Raw genomic sequence first — 16,321 nt, 5'->3', positions numbered from 1 at the left:
TTCCATATTATCCAATCAGGCTGTTATTTTTATCCGATTTTGCATTTTAAAGCCGGATTTTTTTGTAACTTTTCACAATCCAATGTCGTGGTTTTCCAGATCAAGATACGATTTCATTACCTTTTTCAGCAGTTCATGCTCCGGTTTTTCAAAATAAGGATCGTCGGCAAGCAGTTCTGAAGCCGCCTCACTCGCTTTCTGCAGGATATCGGCATCCCGGAAAATATCTGCCATCTGGAATTCCATATCCCCGCTCTGGCGCGTTCCCAGCAGATCGCCGCTGCCGCGCAGTTTCAAATCTTCCGAAGCAATATAAAACCCGTCGTTCGAATGGTTCAGGATTTCCAGACGTTTGGCGGTCTCCTGATCTTTGTTTCCGCGGATGAAAATACAGTAGGACTGATGCTCTCCTCTTCCGACACGTCCGCGGAGCTGATGGAGCTGTGCAAGGCCGAACCGTTCGGCATTTTCCACCATCATCACCGTCGCATTCGGCACGTTGACACCGACCTCCACGACTGTCGTCGAGACGAGTACCTGGATTTCTCCGCTGGCGAACCGCTCCATGATCTCGTTTTTCTGCGCCGCCTTCATCTGTCCGTGCAGCATCTCTACTGTGATGCCCGGCAGCTCTTTTTTCAGGAGCTGTGTATAGTCGGTGACGTTTTCCGCTTCCAGACCCTCGCTCTCCTCCACCATCGGGCAGATCACATACGCCTGACGGCCCAGTTCGACCTGACGCGTGATAAAGCGGTAAGCTTTTGGACGGTAAGAAGTATCCACCACACAGTTTTTGATCGGCAGACGCTTCGCCGGAAGTTCATCAATCACAGAAATCGAAAGATCTCCGTACAGAATGATAGCTAGGGTTCTTGGAATCGGCGTTGCACTCATAACGAGAACATTCGGCGGTTCCCCTTTTTCAGCAAGTGCCGTTCTCTGCCGGACACCGAAGCGGTGCTGTTCGTCTGTGATGACAAGCGCCAGATTTTTGTACTGTACCTTTTCCTGAATCAGTGCATGTGTGCCGATCACCATTTTGCAGCTTCCGTCTTCCAGACTGGCATAGATTTCCCGGCGTTCTTTTGCTTTCGTGGATCCAGTCAGAAGGCGGGGATTGTATTCCGTCAGATTGTTTTCTTTCAACAGAGTGCAGAGCGATTCATAATGCTGCCGCGCCAGAACCTCCGTCGGAACCATCAGCGCCGATTGGTAGCCGTTCTCAGCTGTCATAATCATTGCAAGGAATGCCAGAATCGTCTTTCCGCTTCCGACATCTCCCTGTACCAGCCGCGCCATGTGGGTATGGCCTTTTAAGTCCCGCTCCAGTTCGCCCCACACGCGCATCTGTGCATTCGTGAGACGGTACGGCATATTTTCGATGACTTCCTCCGTCTTCCAGACGGCGCGGATCGGGAACACATTGGTAATTCCCTCCGTCTGCTCTTTTAACTGCCGCAGGGACAGGATGAAGAGAAAAAACTCTTCGAACACAATTCTGCGCCGCGCCGTTGCCAGATGCTCCTGGTCTTTTGGAAAATGAACCTCATGGAGGGCATAATTGATTTCACAGAGTTCATACCGGGCACGGATTTTCTCCGGCAGATAGTCCTGCGCAGGTGCGCATCGTTCCAGCACCTGTGCTACGGCCTTGCTCACCATCTTGTTCGTGAGACCGGCTGTCAGCCCATAAACCGGCTGAAGACTTGCCAGAAGCTCATGGTATGCGGCAGGAGTGAAGATTTCCGGCTGCTCCATCACGAGACGGCCTGATTTTTCCTGTATCTTTCCGCGGAAGATAAAAACACTGCCTTTCTTCAGCGTGCTCCGCAGAAACGGCATATTAAACCAGGTAAGCTGCAGCCGCACCGGCTCCTCGTAGAGTTCCAGGACAACGACGCTCTTTCTCTGGTTTCCTTTTACCGACGGACTGTGGACAATTCTTCCGTATACCGCATTCTTTTCCTCTTGTCTGCATTCGCGAAGGGGAACCGGCTCTGCATAGCAGTCATAATCTCTTGGATAATAATGCAGAAGCTGCTGCAAATTGTAGATTCCTACTTTTGCAAACAGCTTCTCCGTTTTTTCACCGATCCCCTTCAGTGTTGTCAGGGGTTCCGTATTCATATTTTTCTTTCCTTACTCTTATTCAACCGAAACGACACAGTAGTAAATCGGCTGTCCGCCATAGTTTACTTCCACATCGCAGTCCGGATATGCCTGCTCGATTTTTTCGCCAAGACTTTCGGCATCTTCCTCACTCATATCTTCACCGTAGTAGATGCTGATCAGCTCGCTGTCCTCATCGACCATGGCGCGGATGGTTTCTTCTGCAACGGTAAGAATATCCTGTCCGACAGCGAGAAGTCCGTGATCGCCAAGTCCCATGATGTCGCCCTGATGGATCTCTTTCTCATCGATGTGGGTATCACGTACCGCGTACGTTACCTGACCGGTTTTCACCATCTGGATGCCCTCTGTCATGGCCTCCTCGTTCTCTTCTGCAGATTTCTCCGGCACATAGCTGATCATGGCTGTGATGCCCTGCGGAACGGTTTTGGTCGGAACAACGATGATATTTTTGTCCTCAGTCATGGCTTTTGCCTGATTTGCTGCGAGGATGATATTTTTGTTGTTCGGCAGAATAAAGATATTCTTTGCATTGACCTTCTCAATTGCAGTCAGCATATCCTCGGTGCTCGGGTTCATGGTCTGACCGCCCTCGATCAGGTAATCAACACCGAGTCCCTGGAAGATCTCTTTGATTCCCTCTCCGATGGACACGGCGATGAATCCGTTCTCCTTCGGCGGCTGTTTTGCTGCTTCTTTTCTCTTCTTATCTTCCTCTGCCTGCTGTACTGCGATCTTTTCTGCGTTCTTGATCAGGCGCTCCTGATGCTCCTCACGCATGTTGTCGATCTTCATTCTGGTCAGCTGTCCGTACGTCAGCGCCTTGGAAATTGCTTTTCCAGGATCGTTGGTATGTACGTGTACCTTAACCAGCTCGTCGTCTGCAACGAGAACGATCGAATCTCCGATTCCGTTCAGGAAATCTTTGAATGCATAAACCTCTTCATCCGGAAGCGGGTTTTCCAGCATAATGATAAACTCGGTGCAGTAGCCGAATTTGATTTCTTTTTCTGTCTCTTTGGACGGTCTGACAAATTCTGTCTTTGCTTCCGGCATCTCGAAATTCAGATCAATCTCTTTCCCGAGGAACGCGTCATATGCGCCCTGCAGTACGGTTAAGAGACCCTGTCCGCCGGAATCCACAACGCCTGCCTCTTTTAATACCGGCAGCATCTCTGGTGTCTGGGAGAGCACGTACTCTGCATGCGCGAGAACGTCCTCGATGAATGCGTTCAGATCTTCACTTTCCGGTGCAAGCTCTGCTGCTTTCTCTGCTGCTCCCTTTGCCACGGTCAGGATGGTACCTTCTTTTGGCTTCATAACGGCTTTGTATGCAGTCTCGACTGCTTTTTCCATTGCCTCTGCAAGAATCTCTGCATTCAGCTCTTGATAGTCGCGGATCTTCTTGGTAAAGCCACGAAGGAGCTGGGAAAGAATAACGCCGGAGTTACCTCTGGCACCGCGCAGAGAACCGGAAGAGATTGCCTTGGAAAGGTTGTACATGTTCACTTCTGTGAGCGAGTTTACTTCCTTGACTGCGGACATGATCGTCAGCGTCATGTTGGTACCTGTGTCGCCGTCCGGTACCGGGAACACGTTCAGCTCATTGATCCACTCTTTCTTTACTTCCAGATTTTTTGCACCAGCCAGAAACATTTTTGCCAGTAAGCCGGCATCAATTGTATTTGTAGCCACTTTCTTCATTTCCTCCTATTACCATCAGTCGATGACGCGAACGCCTTCAACCAGGATGTTGATTTTTTCAATTTCCATTCCGGTGAACTCTTCCACCTTGTATTTCACATTATTGATCAGGTTATCTGTTACGGCAGAAATACTGACTCCGTAAGAAACAATCACGTGGAAATCCAGGGAAATTTTATTTTCCGAAATCGATACATTAATTCCGTGTGTCAGACTCTCTTTTTTCAGAAGTTTGACCAGTCCATCTTTCATGTTTACCGCTGCCATTCCGACAATGCCGAAGCACTCCACAGCAACGCTGCCCGCGTACAGGGCGATTACATCCGGATTGATTACGATTTCTCCCAAGCCTGTATTCATACGACCTTTCATGCCTTGTATCCTCCAATTCCATCATACTATTCAAAACACATGGAGACAGGAATAACTGACTCCACTCTACGATACATTATAACCGCTTTTCCGCAAAAAAGAAAGTTTAAAATGAAAAACCTTCAAAATTCATATAATTTTTTCATTTTTTACTTGCAAAACCGGTATAGATCTGTTAGAATGACTTATGTTGTGAGTCTAAAATGCGTTTTGACTCAAGTACGTATGTCAAGGAGGTGCAATCATGGCAAAGTGTGCAATTTGTGAGAAGGGTGCTCATTTCGGAAACAACGTAAGTCATTCACATAGAAGAAGCAATAAAATGTGGAAATCTAACGTAAAATCTGTCAAAGTTAAAGTTGACGGTGTACCGCAGAAAATGTACGTATGTACTTCCTGCTTAAGATCCGGAAAAGTAGAGCGTGCATAAGTTGAATGGTTAAAAGGCCTTTCCAGTCCGGGAAGGCTTTTTTGCTGTTCAAAAATAGAATTAAGATTTTAAAAAAAGTTTTGGGAAGAGCAAACAGGACATAAGTTTTCGCTTATGCCCTGTTGTGCTCTATTTTTTATATTTTAAAAGGGAGAAAAAAATAGCGTGGTCTCTTAAGCTGAACCTGCCAACGATCCATATGCTTAGCAAAAGAAAAAGAGCATCCTACCGAAACTTTCGTTCTGGTAAGACGCCCTCGTCTTGATCTATGATATTAGTATAGTTGGCTGATTCATTTAAGATGGACTTATTATAGCGCAGCTTTCTTCATTTTGCAAGTATTTCTCTGTACAAATCAGCCAGTTCATTTCCGATCTTTTTGTGCATCTTTCACTATTCCCCTGTATTGCAGAACAGATGATATCCCACGCACAGCAGCAGAGCGGCCGCAAGAACCGTAAGAAATGAGCTGCGGATCATCAGGCTGATGAGAAGCCCGACCCCCATCCAAAACAGCAGAAAACCTAAAATTCTGCACAAACGAGCTTACTCCTTATCCGCCTCTTGGTTTATTATATGCTCTACTTTCTCTGCGGTATACCCGTCCTCTTCCTTTTTGCCGGTAAAGCGGCTGATCAGATCCGGAGCCATGTCAATGATTTTGGTCACAGCATCCTGGTTTTTGATGTTGACCAGACGCGTTCCGTTTTTGCTGATGACAAGAACGGCGCTCGGAGAAATTTTTCCGCCCATACCGCCTCCTGCATTGTTCTTTGCATTTTCTGCGAATGCACCCGCTCCCACGCCGAAGGAAACGTCTACCAGCGGCAGAAGAATCGTATCCTCAATGTGGATCGCCTCACCTACGACCGTCTTTGTTGTGATAAAACTGTCCATTCCGCGGAACAGTGCTTCTATGGTATTCTGAAATGTGTTGTCCTTTTCTGCCATCTTTTAGGCCTCCTTGTGTTTGAAATGTCGTATGGTTTTCCGAAGATTCTGATCCCGGAATAATCGAAGTGCAATGCCGGCTGCTGTCACAGCCTGAAAACTTCCTTTCATCCGGACATCGCCCTGGAGAATTTCCTGTTCGAAATCCGGCTGGATGGAAAGGTCTTTCGGCAGTTTTCCATAAATCATACCCAGAATGCCGAGTGTCTCTCCGGTCAGTGCCGGATCGTTAAATCCGAACCGGACTGTGCCGGTTACTTTTTTCGGTGCTGCTTTCTTCAGGAAATAAAGCACTTCTTTCTTTGCATGGAGCAGCGCCTCACGGAACATCTTCGAACGGAAGAATTTTTTCACACTCTCCCACTTTCTTTTTAACCGTCTGCCTGCCTGGATTTTCTGCTCCAGTTTTTCAAGCAGACGGAACGGAAGTTCCAACAGCCGGAAAGCTGTCTGCAGCAGACGGCTGGCAAGATTCAGCAGTTTTTCCGGAAGATATTCGATCCTTCCGAAAAACCGTTCCAGAATGCTTTTTTTCGGCGCATCCGGTTCCTGCTCTTGCTCTGGCTGCTCCTTCTGTGCTGTCACCTTCTGCTGCTTTTCTTTCTGGTCCGGTGCTTTCTGCTCTGCTGTTTTTTCTGCTTCCAGCGCATTTTCTGTCTCATTTTCCTCCGTCCGGGGCACGGACGCTTCTCCCCGGCGGATCTTTTTCAGCCGCCGTTTCCATGTTTCCAGTGATGCCCCGAAAAGCAGAATCTGCGCCTCCGGCTTCTGTTCCTCATACGAGGCCGTCAGCGCGACAGCTCCGAAAAGCCACGATACTCTTCCGCTCGCTTTTACGCAGGCAAATCCCTCTTCTTCTTTCAGAACCTGCGCCCGGTAGCAAAAAGGAAGAAACAGGACGGTGCAGACGATAAGAAGCACGAGAAGCAGTAAAACAAGGATTAAAATCCCCAGTGCCTTCAAAATCATGAATAGTATATGTATCATTCACATCCCTCAATCCGGTTCAGCAGCCATTCCCGGATTTTTACTTCTCCGGTTTCCCGATAAGTTTCCAATGCGATCGCCTCCACAAGCTCAAAAGCTTCCTCGCGCGACACGGCAAGTCCGACAATCATCGGACAGTTTCTCCGCACGGCCGGCTGCAAAAGCAGATCCGCCGGAATTACATCCAGATTGTTCTGCTGATTGGAAGGCAGTGTGAGGAGCCAGACTCCCGGAACTGCTTTTTTGTTCTCAATCCGGCGCATCCATTTTTTCTGTTTCTTTTTTGCAGTATCCCCGACGTACAGATTTTTATACCAGTTTACCATATTTTCCCTGAGCCTGTGGCTGAACCTTCCATAAATTTGCTCTCTTCAGTTCCAGATACTCCTGATAGGCCTTTTCCAGAATCTGCCGTTCATTGGAAAACTTCAGCAGATGATATGCTTCGTGATACTTGTAATAGCCCGAATCCACAAAGTATTCTTCTCTCTGTGGACGGCTGTAGTAGCCGGATGAGACCATCAGATACCAGTGCACCTCTTTTTCCACGGTGTCCTCCGGAATGCTGAAGCTGTACTGGCTTTTTCCCACGTACTTGATGATGGTGCCGTGTACGCCGGACTCCTCATATACCTCGCGGACAGCAGTCTGTTCATGGGTTTCTCCCGGCTCAACGGTTCCTTTCGGCAGAACCCAGCCTTCATATTTGTTGCGGTAGCTTTTGTAAAGCGTCAATATTTTTCCACGGTAGATTACGATACCTCCGCAGCTTACTGCTTCGATCATACGTTTTAAGCTCCTTCTGGCTTTTTCCATTCCCTGACAGCTCTTTTCTTCCCGCTTGCCGCCAGATCTTCTGTTAAAAAGTATACCTCTTTTCCCGCCCCCGCGCAACCTTAAAACCGCATCCTTTTTCTAACATTTTTCTAAAAATTCAGAAAACGCGCCCGAACCCATCCTTTCCGGTTCGAACGCGTTTTTTTCATCGTTTACTGCTGTGCATAATATGCTTCAATTACCTGTCTTGCAATCGGTACAGCGACTTCACTCGAATATCCGCCGTTTTCTGCCACAACAGCAATGACAATATCAGGATCATCCGCATTGGAGAATCCGACAAACCAGGAATGCGGTGTCTCTCCGTCGCTTCCGTGTTCTGCGGTTCCTGTTTTACCGGCGATATTGTACGGCAGATCCGAAAGTGAAACTGCAGTTCCGCTCTGGACAACGCCTTTCATCAGCTCTGTCAGCGTATTGGCTTCGCTCTCGGACATTACCGTGCCAAGAGACTCTTTGTAAAAGGTTTTGACTGCCTGTCCGTCCGCAGACACAATGTTGTCCACATAACGCGGTTTGATCATTTCTCCGTCATTTGCAACCGCGGAGGCGATCAGTGCCATCTCCATCGGTGTTACCAGCGTATCGCCCTGACCAATGGAGGTCTGCATCACAAGAGCATCCGCCGTTATCGAATCAAGGTCGAAAGAACTTTTGCTGGTCGGAAGCTCCAGATCCAGACGGCTGTTCAGATACAGGGAATCCGCCAGCGAGCGGAAGGCATCTTTATCCAGCCCAAGGCCAATCTGTGCAAAGGCAGAGTTGCACGAATGTGCAAACGCACCTGCAAAATCTTCCGGTCCATGCACTTCACCGCCGGAGCAGTGAATCGTATAGTTTCCTGCTGTCAGCTCACCGTCACAGTCGAACGAAAAACCGTCCAGTGTGCCGTTCTGACGGAGATACGCAAGCGAAGTAACAATCTTGAACGTAGATCCCGGCGGATATCTTCCCTGCAGACCGCGGTTCAGAAACACGCCGCTCTCATCGTCTGCGTTCAGTGCCTCCCAGTCCTCATCAATCGTATTAGGATTAAAAACCGGATTGCTCACATTGGCAAGTACACGGCCCGTTTTTGCCTCCAGCACGACAACTGCACCGCGGTATCCGTCCAGTGCATCGGCCGCGGCCTGCTGGAGTGTTGTATTCAGCGTTGTATAGAGACTGTCTCCCGGGTTCTTCGCATCGCTGAATTCATTCTTTACCTGCTTTAACTTACTTGTATGGGACTCCATCAGCATATAGTTGTAGGAAGATTCGAGGCCGCTGTTTCCTTTTCCCGTGTAGCCAACCACCTGCGCAAACAGGCTGCCGAACGGATACGTTCTTACCTCATCCCCGTTTTCATCTGTCGTCGTCTTTGCCAGTTCTTGGCCGTCCGCAGAATAGATTGTTCCGCGGATCACGCGCTCTGCATAGTTATTCTGTCTCGTATTGTAAGAACTATTCAGAAATTCTTCTTTCCGCACGACATTAAAGTAAACGAGATACGCGATCAGCCCAAGAAACATGGCCACGAACAGGAACGAAACGATCAGATACGGCCCTGCGCCGTTGTTTGCCGCCTTACCAGTGGAGGCTGTTCTCGGTCTGCTCTTCGATCCGCCGTTCGAATTCATCCGGCTGCTCGCGGTACTTCTGGCGGGTTCCCTGTCCGTCGTTCCGGCTGCCGCTCTTCTTTCGTCTTTCGGTCTCTTCGTCCGGGCGTCGTTTTTTCTTGGCGCCTGGGTCGTTTTTCTGCTGGTTTCGTTTCTTCTTGTTTTGTCTTTTCTCAAGCTCCTCACCTTCGTCTTCCCTTAAGATGTACAATCCCTGAATGATCGACAGCATCAGCACCGTGGAGAACATAGAGCTTCCTCCATAGCTGACCAGCGGCAGCGTGATACCTGTCATAGGAATAAATTTAATGGTTCCTCCGATGGTGAGGAACACCTGTGTCGCATATTCCGTTCCAAGACCCATGGCAATCAGTTTGTAGAACCGTTTGCTCATCTTCATGGAAATATTGATAATCAGAAGGAATGTGGACATGCACAGCAGAATCAGGCAGATTCCGAAGATAATGCCCATCTCCTCACAGATCGCACAGAAAATAAAGTCTTTCGTTGCAACCGGGATAATGTCAGGCCGTCCCTCGAAAAGGCCGGTTCCGAACCATCCGCCGGAGCACATGCCGAAGAGTCCCTGTGCTAACTGGCTGCTGATATCCCAGTTTCCGATCGGATCCTGCCAGAGTGCCACACGGTTCCGTACATGGGAAAACAGGAAATACGCCACAACGCAGGCGGCACTCATTCCCGCAAGTCCCAAAAGCGGATATCTGGCTTTTCTCGTTGCCACATAGATTACAACCACGTACGCCATAAAGAAGACGAACGCAGTTCCAAGGTCGGTGGATGCAACAAGGATCAGCACATGAACTGCCGCAACGACCGTTGCTTTCACAACGTTTCCAAAGGAATTATCCTCGCGCAGCATGCCTGCCATAAAGAACACGAGTGTGATCTTGGCAATCTCGGAGAGCTGGAACGTAATGCCGTGGATTTCGATCGACAGCTTCGCACCGCCGGAAGTAAAGCCAAGCACCATAACGACGGAAAGCATGGCAATTCCGAGCACAGCGTAAATCCAGGTCAGATTTTTCAGAAACTTGCCCTTTCGGACAATGACCGGAATGATGAAGCAGAGCAGTGTGGATGCCGCCAGAATTTTGTACTGGGACATCGCCTTTGACACGCTCAGTCTCGTCAGAATAATCATGCTGATCGAGAGCAGCATACACATGTTGTTTACCAGGATCATCGATGCCTTCCGGTAAATCAGGCGGTACAGGATCTGTACGCCCAGGATATACGCCATCGTGAGCAGAAACATCTGAATCGTTGATACTTCGCCTTCCTGCAGGAACATCACGAAGAAACAGATGAAATTCATCAGAATGATCATGATGATCTGCCGCATCAGAATGTAATGGCGCTCATCCTCATCCCGCTCTTTGAGTGCAGCAAACGACTGCACGGTAAAACAGATCATGAGGAAGGTAATCACATATTTTGATAACTGAACAATGGTATTTTCCATAAATTCCCCTTATTTTTTCTCACCGTTTACTCTACTTTCCGGCGGAAATGGCCTTTGGTATATTCCTGTTCGGCCGGAACTGCGATTCCTTTACAGTACGTTCCAGCAAACGCAGCGGCGATTTCTTTTGTCTCCTCCAGTGTCTCGATGGTAAAATTCAGCCGCACCGCAGCCGGATGCATGGACCGGATCTCATCGGCTTCTTTTACCAGGCCGAGCGGAAGGCTGTTGTAGATCACACTGTAGCACGAGGTGCAGTAACTCTTCACCGGGAAGTATTTTCCCATCCGGTCTTTTAAGCGTACCAGAGAATAACTGTGATTGCAGCCGTTCAGGTTCTTCTGGACACACTGGGCGGAAACCATCATCGGAAGGTAGCCGTAGACCACCATTTCGCTGTTCGTATTGTCACGTTTTCCGATTTCCCGCTCGTTCAGCTCATACGGAACGGTATCACGCTGCACGCCCTGCTCCTGCCAGAATGCCTGCGCACGGCTGTTGTACGTGTAAACGCTGTAATCGAGCCGGATATCCTTTTCCATTCCCATCTCTTTCAAAAATGAAAAGCTTTCGAGATTGCGGATCAGGAAACCGCCAAGACCGATCTCCTTCAGACAGCGGAACGTGTCGCGGTATTCCTTCAGATCGCCTTCACGCACAACGTGCGGCAGCATCAGATAAACCTGTTTTCCCAGTTCTTTCGCCTGCAGGATTCCTTTTTCCGCCTGTTCTTCGAAGATTTCCCGTTTGAAGCATCCCATGCCGGCGTAGATCGTCGTGATCTCCGGAATCTCGAGCAGCGCATTCCACTGGGCTCTCGTCTCGGCAGATGCGGTCAGCTCCATTTTCTTTTCTGCCCTGTTCTCCTGGTCCGGTTTTCCAGATGCTTTTGCTTCCTGTTCCGGCTTTTCCGCTGCTTTTCTGCGGTATGGCTCTGTCATCTCTTTCACCAGCTGGTCCGAAACGCCTCTCCGCAGCTCGTTTAACGTCTGCATCGGCACGAAACAGTTGTCATCCATACAGACATCGAGTTCTTTGAAATAGAATGGTGTCTCGCCTGTCTTTTCCAGCTGTGTTTTTACGCGTTCCTCTGTCAGCGGCTGCTTCTTTGCCGGTTCTACCATGCCCGCCTCTGCTGTTACGCTGTATTTTCCGCTTTCTGCACTTAAGAACGCCGGCTGGCCCGGATACAGGGTCAGAAAGCCGGAAATCGGCTCTTTTGCCTCAGTCTCGATATAATCTCTCTGGATCTCATAAAAGAGCTGCTCATTTCTGCGCTGTTTCTTTTTATTTTCCTGCTCTTTTTCGTTCTTCAGCGCCATCATATCGCGTCCGTTTCTTACGGTATAATAGCTTTTGTTGAAACCGTCACGGTTATACAGCTCATACAGCTTTTTCATGTCCTCCGGCAGAACGTGGAAACGGGACGGCTTTTTTTCGTACAGATCGAGGTATTTGCGGTAAATGCTGACAACGCCCGCTGTATACTCCGGCTTTTTCATTCTGCCTTCGATTTTGAGGGACATAATCCCGGATTTTACAATCTCCGGCAGCAGTTCTACCGTACACATATCCTTCGGGCTTAACGGATAGCGGTCGCCCGGCTCCCCCATGCGGTGGTTGTCTTTATCGTACGCTTCGTACGGCAGACGGCACGGCTGCGCGCATCTTCCGCGGTTTCCGCTTCTCCCGCCGATCAGGCTGGAAAAAAGGCACTGTCCCGAATAGCAGTAGCAGAGCGCCCCGTGGACGAAGCATTCAATTTCAAGGTTGGTCGTCCGGTGGATTTTCTGGATCTCCGCAAACGAAAGCTCACGGGCTGGTACCACACGCGTCGCGCCAAGGCTCTCCAGGAAACGCGCTCCCGCAGATCCTGTCACTGTCATCTGTGTGCTCGCATGAATGTCGAGATCCGGGAACCAGGAGCGGACCGCCTTTAAAACGCCCATATCCTGGACAATCACGGCATCCAGTCCCTGCTCATAGTACGGACGCAGATACGGATACAGTTTCTCTTCCAGTTCCTCCTCTTTTAAGAGGGTGTTGACCGTCAGATACAGTTTCCGGTTCCGCAGATGGACGTAATCGATGGCTGAGAGAATCTCCTGCTCATCCAGATTTTTTGCATACGCTCTTGCGCCGAATGCGGCTCCGCCGAGATAGACGGCATCCGCACCGGCGGAAACCGCCGCTTTTAACGCTTCCATCGAACCGGCTGGTGCTAATAATTCTGTCTTCATCTTTATCTCCTAAAAACGGGCGATTACCTGTTCCGCAATCCCCCGTTTTTCCTTCTTTTACGCTTTTAATAAATCTTCCAGATCCTTATTTGCCTTATCAAGCTGCCGCTGCAGTTCTTCCATCTCGCCGCGCACATGTTCCAGCTCGATTCGTTTCTCTTCCAGCTCTTTTTTCAGATCGCCGGCTTGGATTTCCGCTGCGATCAGATCGTGCTTCATATCGTAGGTTTCCCGGTCTTTGGCTTCCATATCCTCTTCGAGGGTATCTACCTGGCTTTTTGCTTTGAAATAGTCGTCTGCAATGTTCAGTGCAAGCAGTGTGTGCTTCGTATCCACCGACAGGCGGTTGTATCCGGCTGACTGGGAAAGTTCGCTGATCTTCTGATTCAGATAAGCAGCTACTTTCTGCAGATATTCCGGGCTCTCATAGCCTCCCAGTGTGATAATTTTTCCATCTATTAAAACCTGTGTTGTATTTTTTACAGCCATTCTTTTGCTTTTCCTCCACTGAATTTAACCGGACCAAACTTCCGGCTAATATAACCTATCATATACCGAAAATGGAAGAAAAACAACCTTTTTCTGCAAAAAGCGACAGAAAATGAAAGATTCAGGGCTTTTACTCTTCGATCTTACGCGGTGCCTCCAGCCCCAGGTGGTGCCAGGCAAATTCCGTTGCCACTCTTCCGCGCGGAGTGCGGTTGATAAATCCGGATTTGATCAGGAACGGCTCGTAGACATCTTCGATGGTGCCGGCATCTTCTCCAATCGATGCTGCCAGGGTATCGAGTCCCACCGGACCGCCCTGGAACTTTTCCATAATGGTGGTAAGAAGCAGCCGGTCAGTCTGATCCAGTCCGTAACGGTCTACTTCCAGCAGATCGAGAGCAAATGATGCGACCTCTTTTGTGATTCTTCCATCGTATTTCACCTGGGCAAAGTCGCGGACACGCTTTAAAATCCGGTTTGCCAGACGCGGTGTTCCCCTGGAACGGCGCGCCATCTCAAGCGCTCCCTGCGGGTCCACCTCCACATTCAGTACTTTTGAGGAGTGCAGGATAATGTTGGCCAATTCTTCCTCCGTGTAAAATTCCAGATGGTGGATGACACCGAACCGGTCGCGGAGCGGGGCAGTCAAAAGACCTGCACGCGTTGTTGCGCCGACCAGCGTAAACTTCGGCAGATCCAGGCGGATCGAGCGCGCCGAAGAGCCTTTTCCGATCATGATATCAATCGCAAAATCCTCCATCGCTGGGTAAAGAACCTCCTCGACCTGGCGGTTCAGGCGGTGGATCTCATCAACAAACAGGACGTCGCCCTCCTGCAGATTGTTGAGGATCGCTGCCATCTCACCCGGTTTTTCGATCGCCGGGCCGCTCGTTACCTTCATATGGGTTCCCATCTCATTTGCAATGATGCCCGCCAGCGTTGTTTTTCCAAGTCCCGGAGGGCCGTAAAACAGCACATGATCGAGAACATCACTTCGCTGTTTTGCTGCTTCAATATATACTTTCAGGTTCTTTTTCGTCTTTTCCTGTCCGATGTAGTCGTCCAGGTGCTGGGGACGGAGCGAACCTTCGATTTTCACGTCCTCCTCGAGAACGTCAGTTGTGATAATTCTTCTTTCCATCGTTATAAGGTTTCCTTCTTCCACAATTTAGGACCATCTGCTAAAACATATGCTTCAATGCCGCTTTCAGCACAGCCTCGCTGTCCATGCCTTCGGTGATTTCGACTTTCTTTACTGCCTGCAGTGCTTCCGTTCCGGAGTAGCCAAGCGCAGTCAGCGCCTGTACCGCATCCTGGAAGGCATCCGGTTCGCCTGTCTGCCGTACCGCCGCAGCCGCCTGATTTCCTGCCAGCTTCTGCTCGAACGCTTCCTGCAGGTCGAATTTGTCTTTTAATTCCAGAATCAGCTTCTGCGCGGTCTTCTTTCCGATGCCCGGTGTTTTGGCAATCGCCTGGACATCTTCCGAGAGGACGGCAAAGCGCAGATTGTCTGCAGTAAGCGTGGACAGCACCGCAAGCGCCGCTTTTGGTCCGATGCCGCTTACGCCGATCAGCATACGGTATATTTCAAGATCTTCACGGGACAGAAAGCCGAATAGGGAAATTCCGTCTTCCCGCACACTCATATGGGTATATATCTTTAACTCTTCTCCCTCCCGGATGCCTGCGTCGAACATACTCGCTGGAATATTCAGCTCATAGCCGATTCCATGGCTTTCGAGAATCATTTTTCCTTCCGAAAGAGAATCTACAGTTCCTTTGATAAATGCAATCATGTTTTTCCTCCAAAGCGCCGTTTTCTTTTTTCGAAAGCGAACGCACATTCTATTATAGCAGAACTTTTCTCATCACGCAACGATTAGTCGCTGTCTTTCTTGCATGTCAGATTTTTTCGTCTTATAATATCTTTAGATTCAAAAAAGTTTTTCAAAGGAGACAAAAAACCTTATGCAGATCATAGATTCTACCCCCGCTGCTCTCTCTGCCAATCTTCAGATGTATCTGAGAAACGGCGATGTCTTTTTCGATATTGAGACGACCGGCCTTTCCTGGCGTACCTCGCATCTCTATCTGATTGGTGCGCTGTTCTTTGACCCGGCCGCGGATGCTTTCACACTGCGCCAGTGGTTTCTTGATCGACCGACCGAAGAAAAAGAGATGCTTGTCTCTTTTTTCACGTTTCTTTCCGACGTGAAGCAGCTGGTGCATTTTAATGGAACGACATTTGATCTTCCTTACCTCACACACAAAGCACTGTTTTATCAGATGGAAGATCCGCTTTCGTCAATCGCATCCCTGGATCTTTATCAGGCACTCCGCCCGTTTCAGTCAATCCTGGGACTTTCTTCAATGAAACAGAAAAATGTGGAACAGTATCTCTCATTCCCACGGAAGGATCAACTTAACGGAAAACAGTTGATTTCTGTTTACCACGACTATCTTCAGACACTGGATGAAAAGAAACTGGAACTGCTTTTCCTTCACAATTATGAGGATGTCCTCGGCATGGGTTCTGTTCTGGAACTGCTCGCGCTTCCTGCCCTGTTTCACGGCGATTTTTCTGTCCAGTCGTGTCGTTTTACCGGACAGACACTGGAAGTTTCACTGCAGCCCGAGCGGGAAGTTCCGGTTTTCCTCTCCCGTGTCTGCGCGGATGGTTCTCTTACAGCCTTTGGTTCACGGGTTTCTCTCTCCCTGCAGACGCATACGGCGGAGCTGAAATATTTCTTCCCGGACTATAAGAATTACTATTATCTTCCGCTGGAGGATCAGGCTGTTCACAAGAGCGTTGGCGCGTTTGTCGATCCGGAACACCGTCAGAAAGCAAAGGCTGCCAACTGCTATCAGCGGCGGACCGGTACATTTCTTCCGCAGCAGAAAGAGTTTTTCACCCCGGCCTTCCGCGAGGATTTCAAAAGCCGCCCTTACTATTTTGAGTGGTCCGATGCCTTTCTTTCGCAGGAAAATCTCCTGAAAGAGTATCTCTGTTCCGAGCTTCAGCTCTTTTTCAAATACGATAGCAAAACCAGAAAATAAAACAGCCGTACACGTTTTTGCATGCACGGCCGTTTTTCCGGGA

Annotated in this window: 16 protein-coding genes; 2 read left to right on the top strand and 14 right to left on the bottom strand. The window is 49.2% G+C overall.

Annotation, left to right across the window (positions count from 1 at the left end; all coding sequences use genetic code 11):
- Positions 1–72: 72 nt before the first annotated feature.
- From recG to DWX32_RS01760, 3 genes are read right to left on the bottom strand one after another with little or no spacing between them, the layout of a single operon-like run.
- A complete protein-coding gene (gene recG / locus DWX32_RS01770; protein WP_118659153.1) occupies positions 73–2,127 on the bottom strand; it encodes an ATP-dependent DNA helicase RecG in 2,055 nt (684 codons plus the stop codon).
- 18 nt (positions 2,128–2,145) lie between these two features.
- Positions 2,146–3,825, bottom strand: coding sequence for a DAK2 domain-containing protein (locus DWX32_RS01765; RefSeq protein WP_118659184.1), 1,680 nt, complete (start codon positions 3,823–3,825; stop codon positions 2,146–2,148).
- Between the two features lie 24 nt (positions 3,826–3,849).
- A complete protein-coding gene (locus DWX32_RS01760) occupies positions 3,850–4,206 on the bottom strand; it encodes an Asp23/Gls24 family envelope stress response protein (RefSeq protein WP_022461895.1) in 357 nt (118 codons plus the stop codon).
- A 244-nt stretch (positions 4,207–4,450) separates the two neighbouring features.
- Between DWX32_RS01760 and rpmB the strand changes: the two genes are divergently transcribed.
- Entirely contained in the window at positions 4,451–4,636 is a 186-nt protein-coding gene (gene rpmB / locus DWX32_RS01755; protein ID WP_022461896.1) for a 50S ribosomal protein L28, read from the top strand.
- A gap of 393 nt (positions 4,637–5,029) precedes the next feature.
- On the opposite strand, the gene DWX32_RS19760 is transcribed toward rpmB, so the two are convergent.
- The 11 genes from DWX32_RS19760 to ruvA all read right to left on the bottom strand — a co-directional run bounded on the left by DWX32_RS19760 (position 5,030) and on the right by ruvA (position 15,017).
- Entirely contained in the window at positions 5,030–5,176 is a 147-nt protein-coding gene (locus DWX32_RS19760) for a hypothetical protein (RefSeq protein WP_167622772.1), read from the bottom strand.
- A 6-nt stretch (positions 5,177–5,182) separates the two neighbouring features.
- Complete coding sequence (locus tag DWX32_RS01750) at positions 5,183–5,587, bottom strand: GerW family sporulation protein (protein WP_118659152.1); 405 nt, start codon at positions 5,585–5,587, stop codon at positions 5,183–5,185.
- 3 nt (positions 5,588–5,590) lie between these two features.
- On the bottom strand, positions 5,591–6,574 hold the full coding sequence (locus DWX32_RS01745; RefSeq protein WP_118659151.1) for a DUF2953 domain-containing protein: 984 nt from the start codon (positions 6,572–6,574) through the stop codon (positions 5,591–5,593).
- A complete protein-coding gene (locus DWX32_RS01740) occupies positions 6,571–6,900 on the bottom strand; it encodes a hypothetical protein (RefSeq protein WP_022461899.1) in 330 nt (109 codons plus the stop codon). The genes DWX32_RS01745 and DWX32_RS01740 overlap by 4 nt, the downstream gene beginning before the upstream one ends.
- On the bottom strand, positions 6,884–7,360 hold the full coding sequence (locus tag DWX32_RS01735) for an NUDIX hydrolase (protein WP_117508996.1): 477 nt from the start codon (positions 7,358–7,360) through the stop codon (positions 6,884–6,886). The genes DWX32_RS01740 and DWX32_RS01735 overlap by 17 nt, the downstream gene beginning before the upstream one ends.
- Before the next feature lie 203 nt (positions 7,361–7,563).
- Complete coding sequence (locus DWX32_RS01730; protein WP_243037534.1) at positions 7,564–8,922, bottom strand: peptidoglycan D,D-transpeptidase FtsI family protein; 1,359 nt, start codon at positions 8,920–8,922, stop codon at positions 7,564–7,566.
- 55 nt (positions 8,923–8,977) lie between these two features.
- Entirely contained in the window at positions 8,978–10,492 is a 1,515-nt protein-coding gene (locus tag DWX32_RS01725) for an FtsW/RodA/SpoVE family cell cycle protein (RefSeq protein ID WP_117508997.1), read from the bottom strand.
- Positions 10,493–10,518: 26 nt separating this feature from the next.
- A complete protein-coding gene (locus DWX32_RS01720; protein ID WP_117508998.1) occupies positions 10,519–12,732 on the bottom strand; it encodes a U32 family peptidase in 2,214 nt (737 codons plus the stop codon).
- A 57-nt stretch (positions 12,733–12,789) separates the two neighbouring features.
- Positions 12,790–13,221 (bottom strand): cell division protein ZapA, encoded by a 432-nt coding sequence (gene zapA, locus DWX32_RS01715; RefSeq protein WP_055226374.1) that lies wholly within the window; start codon positions 13,219–13,221, stop codon positions 12,790–12,792.
- A gap of 130 nt (positions 13,222–13,351) precedes the next feature.
- Entirely contained in the window at positions 13,352–14,362 is a 1,011-nt protein-coding gene (gene ruvB / locus DWX32_RS01710) for a Holliday junction branch migration DNA helicase RuvB (protein WP_022461905.1), read from the bottom strand.
- A gap of 40 nt (positions 14,363–14,402) precedes the next feature.
- Positions 14,403–15,017 carry a Holliday junction branch migration protein RuvA gene (ruvA, locus tag DWX32_RS01705; protein ID WP_117508999.1) on the bottom strand — a complete coding sequence of 205 codons (615 nt, stop codon included), beginning with the start codon at positions 15,015–15,017 and terminating at the stop codon, positions 14,403–14,405.
- Between the two features lie 172 nt (positions 15,018–15,189).
- Between ruvA and DWX32_RS01700 the strand changes: the two genes are divergently transcribed.
- Positions 15,190–16,278, top strand: coding sequence for a ribonuclease H-like domain-containing protein (locus tag DWX32_RS01700; protein WP_117801021.1), 1,089 nt, complete (start codon positions 15,190–15,192; stop codon positions 16,276–16,278).
- Positions 16,279–16,321: the final 43 nt, after the last annotated feature.

The organism is Blautia sp. AF19-13LB (assembly GCF_003479105.1).
Classification (GTDB): Bacteria; Bacillota; Clostridia; order Lachnospirales; family Lachnospiraceae; genus Fusicatenibacter; species Fusicatenibacter saccharivorans.
This window is presented reverse-complemented; position numbering and strand designations above follow the sequence as displayed.